Here is a 22,477-nt window from a genome sequence, read left to right on the forward strand (position 1 = left end):
TATGAGTCAAACCCTGTCTGCCTCTACTTTGCTATGGGTGCCCTTGGCACCGCTGGTGGGCTCCATCCTCGCCGGCGTACTGGGGACCCAATTCGGTGGTAATGTGATCGGTCGCCGTGCCAGCCATTCCGTCACCATCCTGGGCGTCTTGATTGCCTTCATCGTGTCGGCAATGACACTGAAGTCGGTTGCCGTGGATGGGGCACGACTGAACGAAACCCTCTACACCTGGATGGTCGTTGGCGGCCTGAAAATGGAGATTGGTTTCCTGGTCGATGGCCTGACCGCGATGATGATGTGCGTCGTCACCTTCGTGTCCTTGATGGTGCACTTGTACACCATCGGCTACATGGAAGAGGATGAGGGCTATAACCGCTTCTTCTCCTACATCTCGCTGTTCACCTTCTCCATGTTGATGCTGGTCATGAGCAACAACATGTTGCAACTGTTCTTCGGCTGGGAGGCTGTGGGCCTGGTGTCCTATCTGCTGATCGGCTTCTGGTTCAACAAGCCGACGGCGATCTTTGCCAACATGAAGGCCTTTCTGGTCAACCGCGTGGGCGACTTCGGCTTCATCCTTGGCATCGGCCTGATTGCGGCATTCGCCGGAACCCTGAACTACACCGAGGCTTTCGCCAAGTCATCTGAGTTGGCGGCCTTGCATCTGCCAGGTACGGATTGGATGCTGATCACCGTCATCTGCATTTGCCTGTTCATTGGTGCCATGGGCAAGTCGGCCCAATTCCCCTTGCACGTGTGGTTGCCGGATTCGATGGAAGGCCCAACACCGATCTCCGCGCTGATCCACGCGGCGACGATGGTGACGGCCGGCATCTTCATGGTGACCCGCATGTCGCCGTTGTTTGAACTCAGCGATACCGCCTTGAGCTTCATCATGGTCGTGGGAGCCATCACCGCTCTGTTCATGGGTTTCCTGGGCATCATCCAGAACGACATCAAGCGCGTGGTTGCGTACTCCACGCTGTCCCAGTTGGGCTATATGACCGTTGCCCTGGGCGCCTCGGCCTACTCCGTTGCGGTCTTCCACTTGATGACCCACGCGTTCTTCAAGGCCCTGTTGTTCCTCGGCGCCGGCTCAGTGATCATGGGTTGCCACCACAACCAGGACATCCGCTGGATGGGCGGCCTGCGAAAGTACATGCCCATCACTTGGATCACCTCTCTGCTCGGTTCCTTGGCACTGATCGGAACCCCCTTGTTTTCGGGTTTCTACTCCAAGGACAGCATCATCGAAGCGGTGATGGAAAGCCATCTGCCGGGCGCTGGCTTTGCAAAATTCGCCGTCTTGGCCGGTGTCTTCGTGACGGCGTTCTATTCTTTCCGCATGTACTTCCTGGTGTTCCACGGCAAGGAGCGCTTCGACCAGAACCCGGATGCGCACCACGACGATCACCATGGCGATGACCATGGACACCACGGTGATGACCACCACCATGGTCCGCATGAGTCTCCGTGGGTGGTGACCGTGCCCTTGGTGCTGCTGGCGATTCCATCGGTGCTGATTGGCTACTGGACGATTGAGCCCATGCTATTCGGTGAGTTCTTTAAGGACGCGATTGCCGTCAATGCTGAATTGCACCCGGCGATGGAAGAGTTGGGCCATGCGTTCCATACTCCTTGGCAAATGGCTGTCCACGCGCTGTTGAGCCTGCCGTTACTACTGGCCGCGTTGGGTGTCGGCTTGTCCTACGTCTTCTACATGGTCAAGCCCGAGTGGCCTGCAGCCATCAAGAAGACCTTCATGCCAATCTTCAATCTGCTGGAAAACAAGTACTACCTCGACTGGATCAACGAAAACATCCTCGCTCGTGGCGCACGCATGTTGGGTACCGGCCTGTGGAAGGGCGGCGATCAGGCCATCATCGATGGAGCCTTAGTCAATGGCTCTTGGAAGCTGGTGGGTTGGATCTCCAGCGTGGTGCGCAAGTTGCAAACCGGTTTCCTGTACCACTACGCCTTGGTCATGATCTTGGGCATGTTTGTCTTGATTTCGTATTTCGTGTCCGGCCCCTCAATCCGCGAATGGCTTAACAAATAAGGAGAAGAAGAAAATGGGATTGTTGAGCCTGGCGATTTGGACGCCTATCGCGTTCGGTCTTGTCTTGCTGGCGCTGGGGCGCGATGAGCAAGCAACGGCCGTGCGTTGGGTTGCCCTGATTGGCGCGGTGATCAGCTTCTTGATCACGATTCCGCTGTACACGCAATTCGATGCGTCGAGCGCTGCGATGCAGTTCGTGGAGAACACAGCTTGGATTGACCGCTTCAATGTGAAGTACCACCTGGGTGTCGATGGCATCTCGCTGTGGTTTGTGCTGTTGACCGCTTTCATCAACGTTATCGTGGTGATAGCCGGCTGGGAGGCCATCACGCGCCGCGTCAACCAATACATGGCTGCCTTCCTGATTCTGAGCGGTTTGATGATCGGCGTCTTTTCCACGTTGGACGGCCTGCTGTTCTATGTGTTCTTTGAAGCCACGTTGATCCCGATGTACCTGATCATCGGTATCTGGGGCGGTCCGAACAAAATCTACGCCGCTTTCAAGTTCTTCCTGTACACCTTGCTCGGCTCGCTGCTAATGTTGCTGGCCCTGATCTTCCTGTATACCAAATCCGGTGGCAGCTTTGACCTGGCTACTTGGCATGCTCTGCGCTTGGACAGCAGCAGCCAGACCCTTCTGTTCTTTGCTTTCTTTGCGGCATTTGCCGTCAAGGTGCCGATGTGGCCGGTTCACACTTGGTTGCCGGATGTTCACGTGGAGGCGCCTACCGGTGGCTCCGCCGTGCTGGCCGCCATCATGCTGAAGCTGGGGGCTTACGGTTTTCTGCGTTTCTCGTTGCCGATCGCGCCCGATGCGGCGCATGAGTGGGCATGGTTGATGATTGCCTTGTCGCTGACCGCCGTTGTCTACGTGGGCTTGGTGGCCATGGTCCAACAGGACATGAAGAAGCTGGTGGCCTACTCTTCGGTGGCACACATGGGCTTTGTGACGCTGGGCTTCTTTATCTTTATCGACCTGGGTATGTCCGGTGGTCTGGTGCAAATGATTGCCCACGGTTTTGTATCGGGTGCCATGTTCCTGTCCATTGGCGTGTTGTACGACCGCGTGCACTCGCGCGAAATTGCAAGCTACGGCGGTGTGGTCAACACCATGCCCAAATTCGCTGCATTTGCCCTGTTCTTTGCAATGGCCAATTGCGGTTTGCCAGGAACAGCCGGCTTTGTGGGGGAGTGGATGGTTATTCTGGCTGCCGTGAAGTTTAATTTCTGGGTCGGTTTTGCGGCTGCCTCTGCGCTGATTTTCGGCGCTGCTTACACGCTGTGGATGTTCAAACGGGTCTATTTGGGCCCCGTCGCTAATGACGATGTGAAGGCACTGAAAGACATCAACCCCCGCGAGTTTCTGACCATGGCGTTGCTGGCGGCGGCGGTGCTGTGGATGGGTGTGTACCCCAAAATCTTCACCGATGTCATGGACCCCTCGGTGGCGCAGTTGCTCAAGCATGTAGCAGTGTCCAAATTGAACTGATCAAACTGAATTGAGAGACGAAAGATGATTGACAAAATCAGTTGGATCACGACTTACCCTGATGCGGTTTTGCTGGCGATGGCATGTGTCATTGCCTTGCTGGACCTGGGCGTCAAGACGCCGCTGCGCGGCCTGACCTATGCCATCACGATGCTGACATTGGCCGTTGTGGCCTTGATGCAGGCCGATCTGGCAATGGGTGGTGCCACCTACTACGGCTTCGGCAATATGGTGGTCAGCGACCCCATGGGCAACTGGCTCAAGTGCTTTGCAACCGTTGCTGTCATGGTGACCCTGGTCTATGCCCGTCCCTATTCGGCACACCGGGGCATGTTGCGCGGTGGTGAACTGTTCACGCTGAGTATTTTTGCCTTGCTGGGAATGTCGGTGATGATTTCCGGCAACAACCTGCTTGTCATCTATCTGGGCCTGGAGTTGCTGACGCTGTCCAGCTATGCATTGGTTGCCTTGCGCCGTGACAATGCGACCGCCACCGAAGCAGCGATGAAATATTTCGTGCTGGGCGCCATGGCATCCGGCTTCTTGCTGTATGGCATGTCCATGCTGTATGGGGCGACCGGTTCCTTGGACATCACAGCCATCTTCAAGGCCATCGCCTCAGGGCAGGTTCGCCACCAGGTGTTGGTGTTTGGCGTGGTGTTCATCGTGGCGGGCTTGGCGTTCAAGCTGGGCGCCGTGCCTTTCCACATGTGGATTCCTGACGTCTACCAAGGCGCTCCAACAGCCATCACGCTGATGATTGGTGGCGCACCCAAGTTGGCAGCGTTTGCCATGACCATGCGTTTGCTGGTCGAAGGCATGCTCCCCTTGGCCTTAGACTGGCAACAGATGTTGCTGATGCTCTCGGTGGGGTCTTTGCTGGTCGGTAATCTGGCCGCCATTGCACAAACCAACGTCAAGCGCATGCTAGCGTTCTCCACGATTTCGCAGATGGGCTTTGTACTGCTGGGCGTGATGTCGGGCGTTGTCAGCGGAGACTCCCTGAGCTTCACGGCCAATGCCTACAGCTCGTCCATGTTCTACGTCATCACCTATGTGCTGACCACGTTGGCAAGCTTCGGCATCTTGCTGCTGCTGTCCCAAGAAGGTTTTGAAACCGAAGAGATTGCCGACTTGGCTGGCCTGAACCAACGCAGCCCTCTGTATGCCGGTGTCATGGCTGTGTGCCTGTTGTCGCTGGCCGGTATCCCCCCCTTGGTCGGTTTCTATGCCAAGCTGGCGGTGTTGCAGGCACTGGTGGCTTCCGGTCAAGCCTTCCACATGGGCATTGCGGTGTTTGCGGTGCTGATGTCGCTGATTGGCGCCTTCTACTATTTGCGTGTCATCAAGGTCATGTACTTCGATGAACCCATCACTGCTAGCAGTGTGGTGGCCCCGTTGGATGTGCGCTTGGTCCTGTGCGTCAACGGCGCTCTGGTCCTGGTGTTGGGCATGTTCCCTGGTGGCTTGTTGCTGCTCTGCGGCAATGCCATCCGCCAGATGCTGGGAACCTGATAGCGCGTTAGGGAGATTCGGTGGCCTTGCGGCAACTGTCCCCTGACTCCCTCACGATCTGAACCTATGAAAGTCCTGGACCTGCAATGCGCAACAGGCCACGTATTCGAGGGCTGGTTTGGGTCTGAGGCTGACTATGTGGATCAGAGTCAGCGCTCGCTGGTTCAGTGCCCTATTTGTGGGGATCCGTCCGTCACCAAGAAACTCAGCGCGCCGCGTCTATCTTTGTCGGGCCTGCGCGGCGCCCCAATAGCGGGTCGCGCAGAGGAGTCGTCCGCCCAGGGGCAGGGCGTGGCGGTTAACGCCCCAACTACGACGCCAGCCGAGGCATTTTTGACGATGGTGCGCAAGGTGTTGGCAGAGACCACTGATGTGGGCGGCCAGTTTGCCGAAGAGGCCCGCAAGATGCACTATGGCGAAAAAGAAGCGCAGAGTATTCGGGGAACGGCTACGCTGGAAGAAACCCATGCACTGGCTGATGAAGGTATCGACGTGCTAGCCTTCCCACTGCCTGCAGCCTTGAAGGGCCCTCTGCAATAGCCATTAACAGCTGCCCTCCGTGGTGGGTAGGGTAGCTAAGCGGTGACGTTCACAATGCGGCCCGTGCTCTGGCCTTGGATGTTGACGACGGGAGCGGCCTTGGCATCCACCTTGAGCGGGTTGCCGCTCTTGGCACGCTGCTCGCTGGTCGCAGCGTACATCTTTTCAATTAAATTCTGGACTTTCAGCGGCACCTCGGATGTACTGCTGGTTCGTGGTGCAGAGTAGGTCGCTTCGTCGCGCCGATTGCGGTCCGCCACCTTGCGCACATTCTCCTGGCTATCTTGCGCCTGGCGTTCCGCGTCATCCGCTTGCGCCCGCAAGTCTTTGGCTGCTGCCTCGGCCTGGTCCGCTTCCCGGCGCGCCTGCTCCAAGCGCGCACGTCCCAGGCTGAGCTGGAGAGATTGCGTTGTGCTGTTGGTGGCGGTGATGGCGACCATGCCCCTCGCTCCGGTCTGCGACGAATTCGGCTAAGCCGTGACGTTCAAATGGCGCCCAGTAGTATGCCCTTGGGTGTTAATTACCGGCTTGTTTTGCTGGGCCAGCGCCGCTTTGCGGGCGGATTCGTTTTCCTGAGGTTTGGCGCTGTTTTCACGCTCTGGCTTGTGCTGGGCTTCAGCCGTGCGCTTGGGCGCAGCTGCCGGCTGGACCGCTGGTTTGCTGACTGCATTGATGTCCATGGCGAACTCCCAGTGTGGATAAGTCCATTCTACGGGTGCGGTGCAGCATTTTCAAGCCCGTGGCCAAGAGGTGATCAGGCGTTGAACTGCAGGGCTGCCAGGCCCGCATAGACTCCGCCGTGGGTCACCAGTTCGGCGTGGGTGCCTTGCTCCACCAGCCGCCCATGGTCCAGCACCACGATGCGGTCGGCCTTCTGCACGGTGGCTAGCCGGTGCGCAATGACCAGCGTGGTGCGGCCCCGCATCGCGGATTCCAGTGCGGCTTGCACCATCCGTTCGCTCTCGGCATCCAAGGCGCTGGTGGCTTCGTCCAGCAGCAGCAGGGGCGGATTCTTCAGCATGGCGCGTGCGATCGCGATGCGCTGGCGCTGCCCGCCCGACAGACGCACGCCCCGTTCGCCCAGGAAGGTGTTGTAGCCCTCGGGCAGGGCGTTGATGAAATCGTCGGCAAACGCGGCCTTGGCGGCGGCTTTCACCTCGTCATCCGTTGCCAAAGGTTTGCCATAGCGAATGTTCTCCATCGCGCTGCTGGAAAAAATGACCGCGTCCTGCGGCACGATGCCGATGCGCTGGCGCAACGATTCCAGCGACATCTCCCGTGTGCTGACGCCGTCCAGCACGATGCGCCCCTGCGCTGGATCGTAGAAGCGCAGCAGCAACTGGAACACCGTGCTCTTGCCCGCACCGCTGGGGCCCACAATGGCCACGGTCTGGCCGGCCTGCACGTCCAGCGTGAAGTCAGTCAAGGCCTTTTGCAGCGGGCGCGATGGGTAGTTGAAATCGATTGCTTCGAATTTGATAGCGCTTCCAGTAGCGGGGACGAGGGCTAGCGCCGGATTCTTTGGAGAGCTTATGGGCGATTGGGTCTCCAGCAGCTCGACCAGCCGTTCGGTTGCACCAGCTGCGCGCAGCAGGTCGCCATAGACCTCGCCCAGGATCGCGAAGGCGCTGGCCAGGATGATGACGTAGACCACCGTTTGCCCCAAGTGCCCGGCCGTGATGCGCCCCGCCACAACGGCCTGCGTACCCTGAAACAAGCCCCACAGCAGCGCTGCCGAGGTGGCAATGATGATGAAGGCCACCAGCACCGAGCGTGCCCGTGCGCGACGCACGGCCGTGTCAAAGGCACTGTCAGTCGAGGCAGTAAAACGCTGCGTCTCCCGCCCTTCAGCGGTGTAACTCTGCACCACCGGAATGGCGTTGAGAATCTCGGCGGCGATGGAGCTGGAGTCGGCAATCCGGTCTTGGCTGGCTCGGGAGAGTTTGCGCACCCGCCGGCCGAACCACACGCTGGGCAGCACGATGAGCACCAACACCCCCAGCACCTGGAACATCACATAGGGGTTGGTCCAGACCAGCACGCCCAAGGCGCCGATGCCCATCACCAGGTTGCGCAAGCCCATGCTCAGGGAGGAGCCGACCACGGTCTGCACCAGCGTGGTATCGGCGCTCAGGCGCGACAACACTTCCCCGGTTTGCGTGGTTTCAAAGAATTCCGGACTTTGCTGCAGCACGTGGCTGTAGACCGCGTTGCGCAGGTCGGCTGTGACCCGCTCACCCAGCCAGCTCACCATGTAGAAGCGTGCCGCGGAAGTGATCCCCAGTGCGACCGCCACGCCGAAAAGCATGCCAAAGTGTTCGCGCATGGCCATGAGCTGATCGCCCCGGTCGCCCTGGACCAGGCCGCCATCAATGAGGCTTCGCAGGGCAATGGGAAAGGCCAGCGTTGCCATGGCGGCCAGCACCAGGAACACAAAGGCTAGTGCAATGCGGCCGCGGTAGGGGCGTAGAAAGGGGAGCAGGCCCGATAGTGATTTAGGGGTTTGCGATTTGGGGCGTTCGGTGGTCATGGCGGGGTAAGTGGGGGCTAAGGCGCAAGAGGCAAGCGAAAATGCAAGCCCGAATCATAGGCGGCGCGGGGCGTTTACCCGGCGCTTCTGCTATTCTTTACAGGTGTCGTGGTCAACCACGAAACCCCCAAGCCCGTTCAGAACTTGCGGCGCATCCGCAAGAGCACCCCACAAACCTCAAGGAAAAGACATGAAACATAGTATCTTGGCTGTTTTGACCGTCGCTGCCACGCTGGCGGCCGCCGGCCCAGCATTTGCGGATGAGGCACTGGCCAAGGCCAAGAATTGCATGGCCTGCCACGCAATCGATAAGAAAGTGGTAGGCCCCGCCTACAAAGACGTGGCCAAGAAGTATGCCGGCGATGCCAAGGCTGCCGATGCCTTGGCTGCCAAGGTTATCAAGGGCGGCTCTGGCGTATGGGGCCCCGTGCCGATGCCTGCCAATGCCCAGGTCAACGATGCCGAAGCCAAGAAGCTGGTCGCCTGGGTGCTGTCTCTGAAGTAACAGAAACCCGGTTGCTTCCCCCAAAAGCAAAAACCCGCCTCGTGCGGGTTTTTGCTTTTGGGCCTCCGGTTTACAGACGGATCGCCGCAGCGTAACCCGTCATCTCCAGGTAGCCGCGGCCCACCAGTTTCTGGTTGCTGTCCCACACCTCGCACAGCCCTTCCCAGTAGATGGCACCGGTCGAGGCGCGGCTGTCCAGCTCCTGGTTGTCCAGCATGGCGCGCACGGTGTAGAAATCCGCCGGTGTGCGCACCATCCACTCCACCGGGTAGCTGGCCCGGCTCAACGGACTTTTCCATACCCGCAGGGGTTGGAACACCACCTCGCCGCGTTTGAAGTTGAACAGCTTGTCCTTGGCTCGGAAGGAGCCTCCATCCCACAGCGCGCCACCGGTTTTGTCGCGCAGGCGAAAGGCGGTCAGCGCGCTGCCGTCGAACAGGTTGATGCCTATCCAGTCCCAACCCACCGCCTGCGGGTGCAGCATCTCCTGGCTCCATTCGTGGTCCAACCAGGCCGTGCTGCCGGCGCCCACGGCGTAGCGCTTGCCCTGTAGGGCCACGGTGCCTCCCACGTGCAAATGCGGCAGGCTGTAGTAGTAGCTGGTTTGCCGAGGGTCCGGCCCCTTGCGCGACAGGCCTTGTTCCCCTTGCAGCAGCACCGGCTGGCGGGCACCCAGCGTCAACGCCAGCGAAAAGTCCGCAGATGCCACCTCCGCGCGCAGATCGCTGCCTTGGCGTTGCAACAGCCAATCCTTCAACACCAAGCCGGTGTCTTCCAGACTGGCAGACGCCGTGTCCAATGCATTGGCACCCGGTGCCTCTCCCGATGCACGGGCCATGCGCTGGTCGTGCCAGAGTTTCTTGCCGCGCAGGTCGCTCAATGCCGCGTGGGCAAAAATCAGTTGGCGGGCTGCCAGCCGCGACTGCATGGCCTGGGTCTTGGCAATGCGGCTGCGAAAGAAGGTGACCTGGAAGCCAAACAATGGTGGCGCATCGGCACCGGCACCTTCCGCCTGGATATAGCCGGTGACATACCACCACTCGGTGGCGAATTGGGGATGTGCGCCGGCATCCCGTGGAAAGACCAGGCGGGTTGCCGCCGGTTCGGCACCCGCCAGTGGATGCAATGCCAGGCCAACGCCGCCCGCCATCGTGCTGAGAAAGCGGCGGCGTAGGAGCCGGGTAGGGGGCCAAGGCATCGCCATCTTGCTTCAGGGAACGGCTTGCGCCGGACCTTGGTTGTGCCCCTGCATGAAGGTTTCAAAAGCCTCCGCCGACATGGGTTTGGCAAACCAGTAGCCCTGGCCAAAATCACAACCGGCCGCCATCAGCAGGTCGCGCTGCTGTTCGGTTTCCACCCCTTCGGCCACCACCTGCATGCCCAGGTCGTGGGCCAGCAATATCACGGCCTTGCACAGGGCGAGATCGGTCGAGGCGGGCGTGAGGTTGCGGACAAAAGACTGGTCGATCTTGATGAAGTCGATGTCGAATTTCTGCAAATAGGTCAGCGACGCATAGCCCGTGCCAAAGTCATCCAGCGATATGGCCATGCCCGCGGCACGCAGCGCATGCAACTGCTGCCGCACGTCGTCATTGGTGTCCAGCAGCAGGCCCTCGGTGATTTCGATGGCGATGCTGGAGCCATCCAGGTCCATGGCCTGCAATTGCGCACCCCAGGCGTCCTGGCTTTTATCCAGTCTATGGAACTGCACCGGCGACTTGTTGACGCTGATCTGAAAGTCCGCCGCAAAGCGCTGGCGCCACTGCGCCACCTGCTGGGCCGCTTGCTGGAACACCCATTCACCAATCCCAATGATCAGCCCCGTGGATTCCGCAATAGGTATGAACTGCGCCGGGCTCACGGGGCCCCGGTGCGGGTGTTGCCAGCGCAGCAAGGCCTCGGCTTTGTGAACGCGGCCGCTGGCCAAGTGCACGATGGGTTGGTAGGCCAAGGCGAATTGCTGCTGGGGCAGGGCTAGCCGCAGGTCAGCCGCCAGCCGGGCCCGCAGTTGCGCCGCCTCTTGCAGGGATGGGGTGTAGCGGCTGAACCGATTGCGCCCCGCGCCCTTGGCCACATAAAGGGCCTGGTCGGCATGCTTGAGCAATTCCTCGGCAAGGGCCGCATGCTGCGGGTACAAGGCCACGCCTATGCTGGCCGATACAAAGACTTGCTCGCTCCCCAGCAGGAAGCCACTGGAGAGGCTATCCAGAATGCCGTGCAGCACTGCCTCTACCGCGTCGGATCCCTGCGCGCCGCACAGCACCACGGTGAACTCATCGCCGCCCATGCGGGCCACGGTGTCGTTAGCCCCCACGCAGGCCAGGATACGCTGGGCCGCCTGCACCAGCAGCAGGTCGCCGTTGTCGTGGCCCAGTGTGTCATTGACTTCCTTGAAATGGTCCAGGTCAATGAATAGCACCGCCAGTTCATGGCGGGTCTGCCGGCTGGCGGCGATGGCTTCGTCCAGGCGCTGGCGCAGCATGCGCCGGTTGGGCAGGCCGGTCAGCGTGTCAAAGTGGGCTTGCTTCCACACCTGAGCCTCAGCGTTCTTGCGGTCCGATATGTCAGTGTGTGTGCCTATCATGCGCAGCGGCCGGCCCTGCGTGTCGCGGCTGATGACCATGCCGCGGGTCAACACCCATTTCCAGCTACCGTCCTTGCACAGGATGCGGTGCTCGTTGGTATAGGTCTCGGTCTCGCCGTTGAAATGCGCCTCGCGGTCGCGCTGCATCTGGGCCAGGTCCTCAGGGTGGGTGCGCCCATCCAACGCGTCGGACCGGTCGGCAATCTCGTCCTCGGCAAAGCCATAGATTTCTTTGCAGCGGCGCGAGTAGAACTCCACGCCTGTCTGCACATACCAGTCCCACACGCCGTCGCCTGTGCTTTCCAGCGCCAGCTTCCATCGCTCCTCGCTGTGCGTCAGCGCCTGTTGGGCCAGGTGGTGGGCCGTGATGTCCTCTATCGTGCCCTCGTAATACAGCAAGACGCCATCCGCGTCGCGCACCGCGTGGGCGGCTTCGCGCACCCACATGCGGCCGTCGCGCCGGGCGCTGTGGACCTCGGAGACGAAATTGATGACCGCGTTGTCCCGGTCCAGCAAGTCGCGCAACTGCTGGCGTCGCGTAGGGTCCACATACCAGGCCTGGGCGTTGGCATTGATGACGGCCAGCCACTCGGCCTCGGTGGTGTAGCCATTCATGCGCACCAGGGCCGCATTGGCGCGCAGCACCACGCCCTGCGGGTTGGTACGGTAGGCGCCTATGGGCAAAAACTCAAACAGTGTGGACATGACCTTGCTTACCAATCCTCCTTGACAGCCAGCACGGCATCGCGCCCTGCGGCCGCGCGGCCTGCCAGCCAGGCCGTAAGTGTGCCAGCGACGATGACCGCCGCGCCCAGGGCCACCAGGCGCAGGCCGGGCAGTGTCAATTCCATGCTCCAGTGGAAGCTCTGCGGGTTCACCACATGCACCAACACCACGGCCACGGCCAGGCCCAGGCCTATGCCGGCCAGGGCACCCAGCGTCGTCCAGGCCATGCCCTCGGCGGCGACCACGCGCAGCACCTGGCGACGTGTCAGGCCCAGGTGGACCAGCAGGCCAAACTCCTTGCGCCGCGCCAGCACCTGGGCGCTGAAGGACGCCGCCACACCGAAGAGGCCAATGCCAATGGCCACGGCCTGCAGCCAATAGGTCACGGCAAAGCTGCGGTCAAAAATGCGCAGCGTGGTGGCGCGTATCTCGCCTGCCGAGCCAAAGTCCATCAACCGCCCGGCCTCGCCACCCGGCGTATGCGCCTGCTGGTTGGCCAGTTGGCGCAGCGCCTGCTCCAGCGCGGGCAGGTCCGTGCCGGGCTCCAGCCACAGCGACAAGTCGTTGACGCGCAGGTCCCCGGTCAGGCGCTCGAAGTCGGCCTGCTCCATGGCGATGCTGCCAAACTGCCGGGCATAGTCCCGCCATACGCCTGCTATGAAAAAAGTAGCTGTACTGTTATATTTTTCGAGGGCCAGCGCCTTGAAATGCTCAGACAGGGGTGCGTAGACCGTGCCCGGGCGGGCGCCATGCAGGTCGACCATGGCCTCGCTGACATAGATGCCGATCTGGCCGGGTGGCACGGGCAGCGGGTCGCCCACCAGCGGCAGGCCAAGCACGCCCTCCCGCTTGCCACTGCGTGTGCTGGGCTGCCCCCCAAGTGGGCCGTCCTCGCCTTGGGGTGGTCTGGCGGCGAGGGGGCGGGCGATCAGCGTGACGGCCGGTTGGGTGGGGTCGGGCAGAAACTGCTGGTTGCGCTGCGTGGCAATGCGCTGCACACCGGGCAGGCGCGCGGCGGCTTGCACAAAGGCGGGCTCGAAGTAGGCCGTGTCCTGCGTGCTGGCACTGCTGGCGCTGCGCACATACAAGGCAGCGGGCAGCACGGTGTCCAGCCACTGGGTGATCGAGGTTCGGAAGCTGGCCACCATCACCGTCAAGGCCACGGCCAGGCTCAGCGCGGCTACCACGCCGCTCACCGCCACGGCGGCGCTGCCGCGCACCCGCCGGGCCCGTTCAACCGCCAGCAAGGGCAGGGGCTGCCGGGCCACCCAGGGCGCCACGCGGTCGAGCACCACGCCCACCAGCCATGGCAGGCCCGCAATGCCGCCTACCAGGATCAGGCCCACGCTGGCATAGGCGGCCAGCGGCACACCCCACACGGGCGGCGCCATTGCCAACAGACCGCCACCAACCATCAGGACTGCTGCCAGCAGCCCATGGGTTTGCGTGGTCTGCGCGCTGCCCAGGCCTTTCAGTGTTTGCGCAGCCGGCAGGCCCTGCGCCCAACGGGCCGGCCACCAGGCGCCCACCAGCGCGGCCAGAACGCCCAAGGCCGCAAACACCACAGCCGCCCCGGGGCTCCATTGCAGGGCTGGCGTTGCGCCGGAGAAATAGCCACCCCCCAGGTCACCCCCCAGCAGGCGCAAGGCCAGGGCCGCCAGCCCGGTGCCCAGGGCAATGCCCAGCGCACTGCCAACCAATCCCAGCGCCAAGGCCTCCAGCAAGACCAGATGCAGGCGTTGGCGACCGGTCAGGCCCAGCACACCCAGCAAGGCCAACTGTGGTGCACGCCGGCTCACACTCAGTGCCAGCACCGAAAACACCAAAAAACTGCCGGTGAACAAGGCCACCAGTGCCAGCACCGTCAGGTTGACGCGGTAGGCCCGCGACAGTGTGGACATGCGTTCCAGTGTGTCGCCCGGCTCGACTAGTTGGGCATTGGCCGGCCAGTCTGAAGCCGCCTGCACTGAGCGCACAAAGGCCGCACGGTCCACGCCCGCGCGCAGGCGCAGGTCTACGCGGCTCAGGCGTCCCGCCTTTTCAAACAGATCTTGCGCGGCGGCAATGTCCATCACGGCTAGCGGCGGCCCCGCAGCCCGCACCGTACCGGCCACGCGCACGGTCTTGATCTGCAGGCCCCACTGCAATTGCACGGTGTCGCCCACGATGCGGCGGCGCGCGCTGGCATTCAGGAACACGGCGTCGGGCGCAAAGATGTCCAGGCGGTCGGCGTTGGCATCGGGCAGGGGTAACAAGTCCGGGCTGAGTTGGCCCACTTGCAGGGCATCCACGCCAACCAGGCGTAGCAGCAACCGCGGTGACGGGTTCATGCCACTGGTTGTGGCGGGCGGTGTGTTCGTGTTCAGCGCGTGGGAGCTGATTTCCAACACGGGGCTGGCCAGTGCCACATCGGGATGGTGCAGCATGCGGGCCAGCAGCGCCTGGTCCAGGCCGGCCATGGGGCCGGCGCGGGCGCGTAGCTCCAGGTCTGGCTGGCCACCGACCGAGCGCACCGCCTGCGCGAACTCGTCCAGGGCCGAGGCGTTGATGGCATGCACCGCAAATGCCAGCGCCACGCCCAGCATCACCGACACCACGGCCGCAGCGCTGCGCCACGGGTGTTGGCGCAGCTCCTGCCAGGAAAAAGTGAGCAGCAAAGGCCCTAGCGGTGAATACATGGCCTGATTGTGATGGGATTCGCCGCAGCGCCCGGCCTGTAGTGTTGGCAATTTGGAACAGGCTCTTAGAGGGACAATACAGCGATGAACGTCATGGTGTTGGGGGGCTACGGAAATTTTGGCGCGCGCATCTGCCGCGCGCTGGCCGGTGATGCACGCATCCAGTTGCTGGTGGCCGGGCGTGATGGGACGCAAGCCGCCGCCTTTGCCGCGGCGCTGCCGGGCGGCAGTGCGCGGGGTGTTGCGGTGGATATGCACGGCGTGGGCTTTGTGCGGTCGCTGCGCGACCAGGGTGTGGGCCTGCTGATCCATACGGCGGGGCCGTTCCAGGGCCAGGACTATGGTGTTGCAAAGGCCTGCGCAGAGGCTGGTGTGCACTACATCGACCTGGCCGATGGCCGGCGGTTTGTTTGTGACTTTTCTGCAGCTCTACACAGAGCCTTCACCGCAGCAGGCCGCGTCGCCATTACCGGCGCCAGCACGGTGCCAGCCCTGTCGTCGGCCGTAGTGGATGCGCTGTGCGCCGGCTGGCAGCGCATGGATACGCTAGACATCTGCATAGGCCCGGCCCAGACCGCCCCACGCGGCGTGGCCACCTTGCGCGCGGTGCTCAGCTACTGCGGTGGTCCCATCCAGGTTTGGCGGGGCGGGCAGTGGCAAACGCAGATTGGATGGGCCCGCCCGACGCGGGTGGCGTTCCAGCGCCTTCGGCCACGGCTGGCGGCGCTGTGCGATATCCCCGATCTAGAGCTGTTCCCCACGCACTACCGCGTGCGTGACCGCGTGGACTTCAGGGCCGCGCTGGAGGTTGGGCTGTCGCAGCGTGCGTTCGCCTTTTTGGCGTGGCTGCGCCGCATAGGCTTGCTGAAAAACCCTGCGGCGCTGGCGGGTGTGCTGAATGCTAGCGCCAAGCTGTTCGACCCCTTGGGCTCGGCGCTGGGCGGCATGGTGGTGCGTGTGTCGGGGTTGGATGCTGCCGGCAAAGCCGCCAAGCGCGCATGGCATATTGCGGCCGACAATGGCCACGGCCCCGAGATCCCCTGCATGGCCGCCACCCTGCTGGCACGGCGCTTGGCCGGTGGCGAGCCCATGACCAGCGGCGCCTACCCCTGCGTAAGCCTGCATGCACTGGCCGACTTTGCGCCCGAGTTTGCGAAATGGGGCATGGTGACGGACGTGGTGGAAGAAGCATGATGCCTTTGCGCCGACCCAACATGAAAAGTGGAACCCAATGAAAAAAGGAATGATTGTGTTGGTAGGCAAGGCCATCGTTGGCTTGCTGGTTGCGCTGAACGGGGCTGCAGTTCACGCTGCCGAGCTGCGCGTACTGGCCCACGCGTCCTTCGCGCTGCCCAAGCCCTTGCTGGCCCAGTTCGAGAAAGACGCCGGCGTCACACTGCGCATCACCAAGGCGGGCGATGCGGGGGAGATGCTGAACAAGCTGATACTGACCCGCGCCAACCCGATTGCCGATGTGGTGTTTGGCATCGACAACGTGCTGGCGGGCAAGGCCCTGGGCGCGCAGGTGCTGGATGCGTACGAAGGTCCGTCGGCAAAGCCTGCCCCAGGTGCCTCCAATGTCAGCCTGCCCACGGGCCTGGTGCCGGTGGACTATGGCTATGTCACGCTCAACTACGACAAGGCCTGGTTTGCGAAGAAGGGTCTGGCCCTGCCCAAATCGCTGGATGACTTGGTGCAACCTGCCTATGCCAAGTTGTTAGTCGTTCAGAACCCCGCTACTTCCAGCCCCGGCAACGCCTTTTTGCTGGCCACGGTGGGCGCCTTGGGCGAGGAAAAAGCCTTTGCCTGGTGGGCCCGCATGCGCTCCAATGGCGTCAAAGTCGCCAAGGGTTGGAGCGAGGCTTATTACACCGACTTCACCCACAGCGGCGGTGCCTATCCGCTGGTGGTCAGCTACGCCAGCAGCCCGGCCGCCGAGCTGTTCTTCAGCAAGACCAAGCTGGCCGAGCCACCCACGGCCAGCCTGTCGCTGCCTGGTGGCGTATTCCGCCAAGTGGAGGGCGTGGCTCTGGTCAAGGGTGGCAAGGAGCGCGCAGCGGCCGTCCGTTTCATTGAATTCTTGCGCTCACCCGCGGCGCAGCAGGGCCTGCAGACCGAGATGTGGATGTTTCCCGCTGACCCTGCGGTCTCGCGCGTGGATGCGCTGCGCCACGCAGTCGAGCCCAGCACCCACGACAGTCCGCCCGGGCAGGCGATGGCTGACAAGAACGTAGAGTGGGTGCAGCGCTGGACCAAAGTGGTGTTGAAGTAGCCATCGTGACCCACCGCGCACGCTGGGCTGTTGCCGCCGTTCCACTGGGCTTTTTGCTGGTGGTGCTGGTGGCGCCTGCGCTGCGCTTGCTGCTGGAGGGTGGGCAGGTCTCGCTGTTGGCGCCGCTGCAAGACGACTACCTGCGCTGGCGCCTGGGCTGGTCTTTGCTGCAGGCGGCCGTGTGCTGCGTGGCCGCATTGGCCTTGGGCCTGCCCGTGGCCTGGATCTTGGCGCGGTTTGAATTTGCCGGCCGCACCCTGGTGCTGCGCGCACTGATGCTGCCCTTTGTCGTCCCCACGCTGGTGGCTGCCATGGGTGTGCTGGCCCTGTTGGGGCCGCAAGGCCTGCTGCATACCTGGGGTGGCCCCGACCTGCAAGGCGGCCCCTGGCTACTGGTCTACGGCAACCTGTTCTTCAACCTGTGCCTGGTGGTGCGTGCGGCCACCGAAGCGCTGGGCCAGGTCAGCGCCTCCCGCATGGCTGCGGCGCGCACGCTGGGTGCTACGCCGTGGCGGGTGTTTGTGCGCATCGAGTGGCCGGCCATTGCGCCGTGGCTGGCGTCGGCTATGTGCCTGGTGTTCTTGTACTGCGCCTGCGGCTTTGGCCTGGCACTGGTGCTGGGCGGGCAGACCTATGCCACGGTGGAGGTGGAGATATACACACTGGTCGCGCACGAGTTGCAACTGGCGCAGGCCGCATCGCTGGCGCTGTGGATGGTTGGGCTGACCGGCCTGGTCGCCCTGGCCTATGCCGCCATTGAACGGCGTCTGGCCACACCGGCGCGTGCAGACACCATGGCTCGGCGCAGGCCCCAGGGTGTCTGGCAGTGGATCAGCCTGTGGGCGGCTTTGCTGGTGTTGGGATTGTTCTGCGCAGCGCCCCTGCTGGCCATCGTCTGGCGTGCTGTGGCAGCGGGTGCCATGGCCTGGAGCGTGCTGTGGGATGCGGACACGCTGGCCGCGCTGTGGAACAGCCTGCGCTTTACCACGCTGGCCGTAGCCCTGGCCACGGTGCTGGGTGTGGCCCATGCTATGGCCGCGCGACGGTCCCTGCTGCTGCGCACACTGGTGTTTTTGCCCTTCGTGGTGTCACCCGTCATGGTGGCCTTCGGCCTTTTGCTGCTGTACCCGCAGTGGACGGCCAGCCTGGGCTTGCTGGTGTGTGCCTATGCCTTGCTGGCCTATCCCTTCGTCGCCAAGTCCCTGGCCGCAGGTTTGGACAGCATGCCGGTGCATCTGGCACAGGCTGCGCGCGTGCTGGGTGCCTCGCCATGGCGTGTGTTCTGGCGCGTGACGCTGCCGCTGCTGCGCCCAGCGCTGCGTCGCGGCATGGCGTTTGCGGCGGCCACTGCCGTCGGCGAGTTTGCCGTCACGCTGTTTTTGTCGCGCCCTGAGTGGGCCACGCTGACCACGCTGGTCTATGAGCATCTGGGGCGCCCTGGCGCCACCAACCGCGATGCGGCGCTGGTGCTGTCTTGTCTGCTGATGGCGCTGGCGCTGCTGGCCTTTGTGGTGATTGAGTGGGCTGCGCCTGTGGCGGGCGACGCCAGCGATCCCGATGCCAAGGATTTTCTCCATGCTTGAGTTGCACACACTTTCCAAAAACTGGCATGCACGGGCTCTGCTGCGCGACGTCAGCCTCTGCGTTGCTCCGGGCGAGACCGTGGCCATCCTGGGGCCGTCGGGCAGCGGCAAGAGCACGCTGCTCAAGATTGTGGCGGGCTTGGAGCCCGCAGATGCGGGCCGCGTGTGCTTCGACGGGCAAGACATCACCACCCAGGCCCCTGAGCGCCGCCACTTTGCGCTGATGTTTCAGGACTTCGCGCTCTTCCCCCACTTGGACGTGCAAGACAACGTGGCCTTTGGCCTGGTGGAGCAGGGCCTTCGCAAGCCCGACGCGCGCGCGCAGGCCTGCGCCATGCTGGAACGCTTCGGCCTGCAGGCCTTTGCCCGCGCCCGTGTGACCCAGCTATCGGGCGGCGAGCAGCAGCGCGTAGCCCTGGCCCGTGCACTGATCACCCGCCCGCGCGTGCTGCTGCTGGACGAGCCCTTCTCGGCGCTAGACGCCGAGATGCGCCTGCAACTGCGTGAAGAGTTTCGCCAGCGCATTGCTGAGTTCAACATGGCCGCACTCTTGGTCACCCACGACGAGGCGGAAGCACGCGCCATGGGCACGCGGGGTTACCGGGTGGTGCAGGGCTCGCTGCAGGTGCTGTGGTGAGGGTGCACTTTAGGGAATTTGTCGCTAGCCCTCGTGAAATAAAGGGTTGGTGCTAGCTATTTGATAGTATCCAGGTAGTGCTGGCGCATCGGCCCCGTACTAGGGTGAACGCGCTCTGGGCGGCGTGAGCCATAGGTATTGGCGTAGATCCATGTGAACTCCGCGCCGATCAGAAATATCTGTGCCGAGTAGTACACCCACAACATCACGACCACCAGTGAACCCGCCGCGCCGAAGCCAGAGACCACCCAGCTATGGCCAATATAGAGTCCGATCAGGTATTTACCGATTGTGAAAAGCGTGGCCGTCACCACAGCGCCAACCCATACGTCGCCCCAGCGGATATGTACATTGGGCATGGCCTTGTAGATGAACGCAAACAACGCGGCAACCACGGCAAAGCTGCTCACCGCATTGACGGTCTGGGCCAAGACAACCCATTGGCCGAAGGCCGGCCCCCACCACCGCCCAGCCACCGCCAGAGCGGCGCTGGCCAATAGCGAGACGATCAACAGAAAGCTCAGCGCCAGCACCATGCCAAACGACAACAAGCGCGTGCGCACCAGCTTGATCCAGCCCCCCACCTTGCTGGGCACGGAAACTTTCCAGATGCGGTTGAGGCTGTCTTGCAGTTCGCCAAAGACCGTTGTCGCACCGACCAGCAACAGCCCCAGGCCCACCAGCGTCGCCGCCACACCGGGTGCCGGTCTGCGTACGCTTTTGAGCAGCTCTTGCACCGCCACGGCGCTGCCTTCGCCGACCAGGGAGCGCAGCTGCGCCTCTATCTCGCCCCGCGCGGCATCCTGGCCAAAGACGAATCCCGCTATTGCAACCACAATCAGCAGCAGCGGTGCCAGCGAAAACATGGTGTAGTAGGCTAGCGCTGCGCCCATGCTGGGCACGTAGTCATCTGACCAGGCGCGGAAGGTTTGCACGCACATCGCCGCAACCGAAGACAGCGCACCGCGCCCTGACAAGCTATTTACCATGGGGACCGATCATCTGCCAGGCGGGCACCCACCTCCGTGCTGCGGCGCACACACCGGCGATGCCGTCTTCAGCTAGCCAGAAAACAAACGGATCAGCTCCGACTGGTCTTGTCCATTGCGGCCTTGCCACCCATGGCGGCCGCAGCGCTGACCAAGGCGCCCCACACCATGTCGATCAGTGCCAGGTCCATCGGCCAGTCTTTCAGTGTGGCCAGGTTGGTCAGGTCGTAGGTTGCGTAGGTGAAGAAGCCAAATAGCGCAGCCTGTGCCATCGTCGGGCCCCAGCCCGCACCGCCCGTTTGCGGTTTGATGGCAAAGATGACCAGGCCCAACGGATACACCATGTAGAACGAGGCCGCTGCGGCAACTTTGGGCTGCCCGGCCATCAGGTGCCCAATGCCTTCTTGGTACCAGGGTTTGGCAATCAACCCCAGCCACAGCGCGTCCAGTGCCACCATCGCGACCAAGGCGCCGGCGTAAGCTGCTACATACTTAGTGCTGTTGTTCATTGCAGGTTCCTCGGTTCACCCCATTCTGGTACAACTGCGGCACCTTCGCACCACATGCCCCATGTATACCCAGCCTCTCATCATTCGCCAAGCCACACTGAACGACGTGGATGCGCTGGTGGAGTTGGCAAGCGACACCTTTCGCGATGCCTACCGCCTGCTCGACAACGCGGACGACATAGAGGCCTATGTGGCAGAGGCCTTCAGGCCGGAGACCGTCGCGCGCATGGTGCAAGACCCGGCGTCTGTATTGCTGGTGGCCTTGGCCGAGGGCGATGGGCAGTACGTGGGGTATGCACATGTCACGCGTTCCGAGCCTCCACCCTGCGTCAGCGGTCCTGCGCCCATTGAGCTAGCCCGGCTGTACCTGCGCCAAGCTGTTGTTGGTAAGGGCTATGGCGCAGCCCTGATGCGCGCCGCGCATGCGGTGGCGCGGCAGGCGGATTGCCAAACGATCTGGCTGGGTGTCTACGACCGCAACGAGGTTGCACGCAATTTTTATCAGCGCTGGGGTTTCGTGGACGTGGGCACCAAAGACTTCTGGTTTGGCGGTGTGGCGTATGCGGACCCGGTGATGGCGGCTGCGGTGCCTTTGGAGCGCTAGATATTGCCGCTTGCCGACAGCTCCATGCTGATCAACACCTGAGAACGATCAAGATGCCAACACTCACTTTGCCCACCTCTCCCATCCCAGACCTCAGCGTCATCGAGCTGTCGGCCGATCAGGCACCGCTTCTACAAACATTCTTCGACGACAACCCGGCCTACTTCCTAAGCACTTGCGGTGAGCCCGCGGGTCCGGGCGAGGCTCTGGAAGAAATCACGCGTGAGTTGCCAGCGGGGATGCAGTTCACGAAAAAATGGGTTGTCGGTTATGCGGATCGCCAAGGCGCACTGGTCGCCATGGCAAACGTCGTCACGGATCTGTTGGCCGTCTCTGTGTTTCATATCGGAACCTTAATCGTGGCGACCGCGCGCCATGGCTCCGGCGATGCGCAGACCCTTTACGCGGGGCTGGAGCAGTGGGCGGTAGAAGGCGGTGCGGCCTGGATGCGCCTGGGCGTTGTCGTGGGTAACACGCGGGCCGAGCGCTTTTGGGCGGCGCAGGGCTATGTGCCTTTGCGTGACCGGCCGGGCACGCAAATGGGCGCGCGGGTGGTCACCGTGCGGGTCATGGTGAAGCCACTTGGAGGCAACACCGTTGAAAGCTACTTGGCCCTGGTTGCCAGAGACCGGCCTGAGGGTGAGACTGTCCCTCAATCCACTGACCAAGGCAGGCCTACAACACCCACCGAGTTCCAGCGTTTCGGCGCACCGGATGCAAGCGCCCTAGAAGCCAGCATCCGAGAAATGCGCACCCAATTGGCCGCAGCTGTCGAGGCCGGTGCGTCGGTGGCTATCGTGGACCACGCGGGCGACTTGGGCGGCATGCTCACCACGGCCCGGCAAGAGGCCCAGGCGCTGCAGGTCATGCAGCAGCATTGCGCCTTGGCCGAGTCACTTCCTGCCGAGGAGCCCGCTGGCTGGTTTTGGAATGCCTACGCGACCGCTTTGCAGTACTTGGGCCGCCGGGACGAGGCCGACAATATCTTCGCCAAGGCTTTGGCGCTGAGCTGCGCGGGAGGCTGGCTGCGCCTGCAATCCTTTGTCTTGCAGCACTGGGGTCGTAGCTTGGTCGAACAAGGTCGCTGGGACCAAGCCCACGCCCACTTCTCCGAGGCGCTCAGCATCCGGCAACAGTTGAATGACCCGCGCCAAGCGTCCAGCCAGCGGGCATTGGATGGGCTTGCGCAGTTGCGCCGGCAGTCCGGTGCGTCTGAGGCCGCCAGCACGGGTGTTGGCGACGCCTGACCCGACGCGC

The 22,477-nt window shown here is 62.7% G+C and carries 19 protein-coding genes; 11 read left to right on the forward strand and 8 right to left on the reverse strand.

Going from position 1 to position 22,477, the window contains the following annotated elements; translation table 11 throughout:
* Position 1 precedes the first annotated feature (1 nt).
* The 4 genes from nuoL (at position 2) to AC07OO_RS19055 (ending at position 5,603) form a co-directional block, all read left to right on the forward strand.
* Positions 2-2,059, forward strand: coding sequence for an NADH-quinone oxidoreductase subunit L (nuoL, locus tag AC07OO_RS19040; protein WP_495083711.1), 2,058 nt, complete (start codon positions 2-4; stop codon positions 2,057-2,059).
* 13 nt (positions 2,060-2,072) lie between these two features.
* A complete protein-coding gene (locus tag AC07OO_RS19045; protein ID WP_495083712.1) occupies positions 2,073-3,548 on the forward strand; it encodes an NADH-quinone oxidoreductase subunit M in 1,476 nt (491 codons plus the stop codon).
* A gap of 24 nt (positions 3,549-3,572) precedes the next feature.
* Positions 3,573-5,063, forward strand: coding sequence for an NADH-quinone oxidoreductase subunit NuoN (gene nuoN, locus AC07OO_RS19050; RefSeq protein WP_495083713.1), 1,491 nt, complete (start codon positions 3,573-3,575; stop codon positions 5,061-5,063).
* A 66-nt stretch (positions 5,064-5,129) separates the two neighbouring features.
* Entirely contained in the window at positions 5,130-5,603 is a 474-nt protein-coding gene (locus tag AC07OO_RS19055) for a DUF1178 family protein (RefSeq protein WP_495083714.1), read from the forward strand.
* 35 nt (positions 5,604-5,638) lie between these two features.
* Here the strand turns inward: AC07OO_RS19055 and AC07OO_RS19060 are convergent, their stop codons facing one another.
* From AC07OO_RS19060 to AC07OO_RS19070, 3 genes are all read right to left on the reverse strand, one after another.
* A complete protein-coding gene (locus AC07OO_RS19060; RefSeq protein WP_495083715.1) occupies positions 5,639-6,043 on the reverse strand; it encodes a hypothetical protein in 405 nt (134 codons plus the stop codon).
* A 30-nt stretch (positions 6,044-6,073) separates the two neighbouring features.
* The gene (locus AC07OO_RS19065; protein ID WP_495083716.1) at positions 6,074-6,283 is read right to left on the reverse strand and encodes a hypothetical protein; all 210 of its coding nucleotides are present in this window, start codon (positions 6,281-6,283) and stop codon (positions 6,074-6,076) included.
* 74 nt (positions 6,284-6,357) lie between these two features.
* A complete protein-coding gene (locus AC07OO_RS19070) occupies positions 6,358-8,133 on the reverse strand; it encodes an ABC transporter transmembrane domain-containing protein (RefSeq protein WP_495083717.1) in 1,776 nt (591 codons plus the stop codon).
* Positions 8,134-8,323: 190 nt separating this feature from the next.
* Here AC07OO_RS19070 and AC07OO_RS19075 point away from each other — a divergent pair, with 190 nt between their 5' ends.
* Positions 8,324-8,638 (forward strand): c-type cytochrome, encoded by a 315-nt coding sequence (locus tag AC07OO_RS19075; RefSeq protein WP_495083718.1) that lies wholly within the window; start codon positions 8,324-8,326, stop codon positions 8,636-8,638.
* A 70-nt stretch (positions 8,639-8,708) separates the two neighbouring features.
* On the opposite strand, the gene AC07OO_RS19080 is transcribed toward AC07OO_RS19075, so the two are convergent.
* The 3 genes from AC07OO_RS19080 to AC07OO_RS19090 are packed head-to-tail and all read right to left on the reverse strand — an operon-like array spanning position 8,709 to position 14,626.
* Complete coding sequence (locus AC07OO_RS19080; RefSeq protein ID WP_495083719.1) at positions 8,709-9,836, reverse strand: lipocalin-like domain-containing protein; 1,128 nt, start codon at positions 9,834-9,836, stop codon at positions 8,709-8,711.
* Positions 9,837-9,848: 12 nt separating this feature from the next.
* Complete coding sequence (locus AC07OO_RS19085) at positions 9,849-11,927, reverse strand: putative bifunctional diguanylate cyclase/phosphodiesterase (protein ID WP_495083720.1); 2,079 nt, start codon at positions 11,925-11,927, stop codon at positions 9,849-9,851.
* An 8-nt stretch (positions 11,928-11,935) separates the two neighbouring features.
* Complete coding sequence (locus AC07OO_RS19090) at positions 11,936-14,626, reverse strand: FtsX-like permease family protein (RefSeq protein ID WP_495083721.1); 2,691 nt, start codon at positions 14,624-14,626, stop codon at positions 11,936-11,938.
* An 84-nt stretch (positions 14,627-14,710) separates the two neighbouring features.
* Here AC07OO_RS19090 and AC07OO_RS19095 point away from each other — a divergent pair, with 84 nt between their 5' ends.
* Genes AC07OO_RS19095 through AC07OO_RS19110 form a run of 4 tightly spaced genes read left to right on the forward strand, consistent with a single transcriptional unit; the run spans position 14,711 to position 19,118 of the window.
* The gene (locus tag AC07OO_RS19095; protein ID WP_495083722.1) at positions 14,711-15,820 is read left to right on the forward strand and encodes a saccharopine dehydrogenase family protein; all 1,110 of its coding nucleotides are present in this window, start codon (positions 14,711-14,713) and stop codon (positions 15,818-15,820) included.
* A gap of 37 nt (positions 15,821-15,857) precedes the next feature.
* Positions 15,858-16,898 (forward strand): thiamine ABC transporter substrate-binding protein, encoded by a 1,041-nt coding sequence (locus tag AC07OO_RS19100; RefSeq protein WP_495083723.1) that lies wholly within the window; start codon positions 15,858-15,860, stop codon positions 16,896-16,898.
* Entirely contained in the window at positions 16,862-18,481 is a 1,620-nt protein-coding gene (locus AC07OO_RS19105; RefSeq protein WP_495083724.1) for an ABC transporter permease, read from the forward strand. The genes AC07OO_RS19100 and AC07OO_RS19105 overlap by 37 nt, the downstream gene beginning before the upstream one ends.
* Positions 18,474-19,118: an ABC transporter ATP-binding protein gene (locus tag AC07OO_RS19110; RefSeq protein WP_495083725.1), complete on the forward strand. Its 645-nt coding sequence runs from the start codon at positions 18,474-18,476 to the stop codon at positions 19,116-19,118. The genes AC07OO_RS19105 and AC07OO_RS19110 overlap by 8 nt, the downstream gene beginning before the upstream one ends.
* Before the next feature lie 56 nt (positions 19,119-19,174).
* On the opposite strand, the gene AC07OO_RS19115 is transcribed toward AC07OO_RS19110, so the two are convergent.
* Together AC07OO_RS19115 and AC07OO_RS19120 are read right to left on the reverse strand one after the other, a co-directional pair.
* The gene (locus AC07OO_RS19115) at positions 19,175-20,107 is read right to left on the reverse strand and encodes a YihY/virulence factor BrkB family protein (RefSeq protein ID WP_495083726.1); all 933 of its coding nucleotides are present in this window, start codon (positions 20,105-20,107) and stop codon (positions 19,175-19,177) included.
* 92 nt (positions 20,108-20,199) lie between these two features.
* A complete protein-coding gene (locus AC07OO_RS19120; RefSeq protein ID WP_495083727.1) occupies positions 20,200-20,616 on the reverse strand; it encodes a DUF2177 family protein in 417 nt (138 codons plus the stop codon).
* A gap of 61 nt (positions 20,617-20,677) precedes the next feature.
* On the opposite strand from AC07OO_RS19120, the gene AC07OO_RS19125 reads away from it, so the two are divergent.
* Complete coding sequence (locus AC07OO_RS19125; RefSeq protein ID WP_495083728.1) at positions 20,678-21,220, forward strand: GNAT family N-acetyltransferase; 543 nt, start codon at positions 20,678-20,680, stop codon at positions 21,218-21,220.
* Positions 21,221-21,273: 53 nt separating this feature from the next.
* Entirely contained in the window at positions 21,274-22,467 is a 1,194-nt protein-coding gene (locus tag AC07OO_RS19130) for a GNAT family N-acetyltransferase (RefSeq protein ID WP_495083729.1), read from the forward strand.
* Positions 22,468-22,477: the final 10 nt, after the last annotated feature.

The sequence above is a fragment of the Rhodoferax sp. GW821-FHT07G04 genome, from assembly GCF_059418585.1.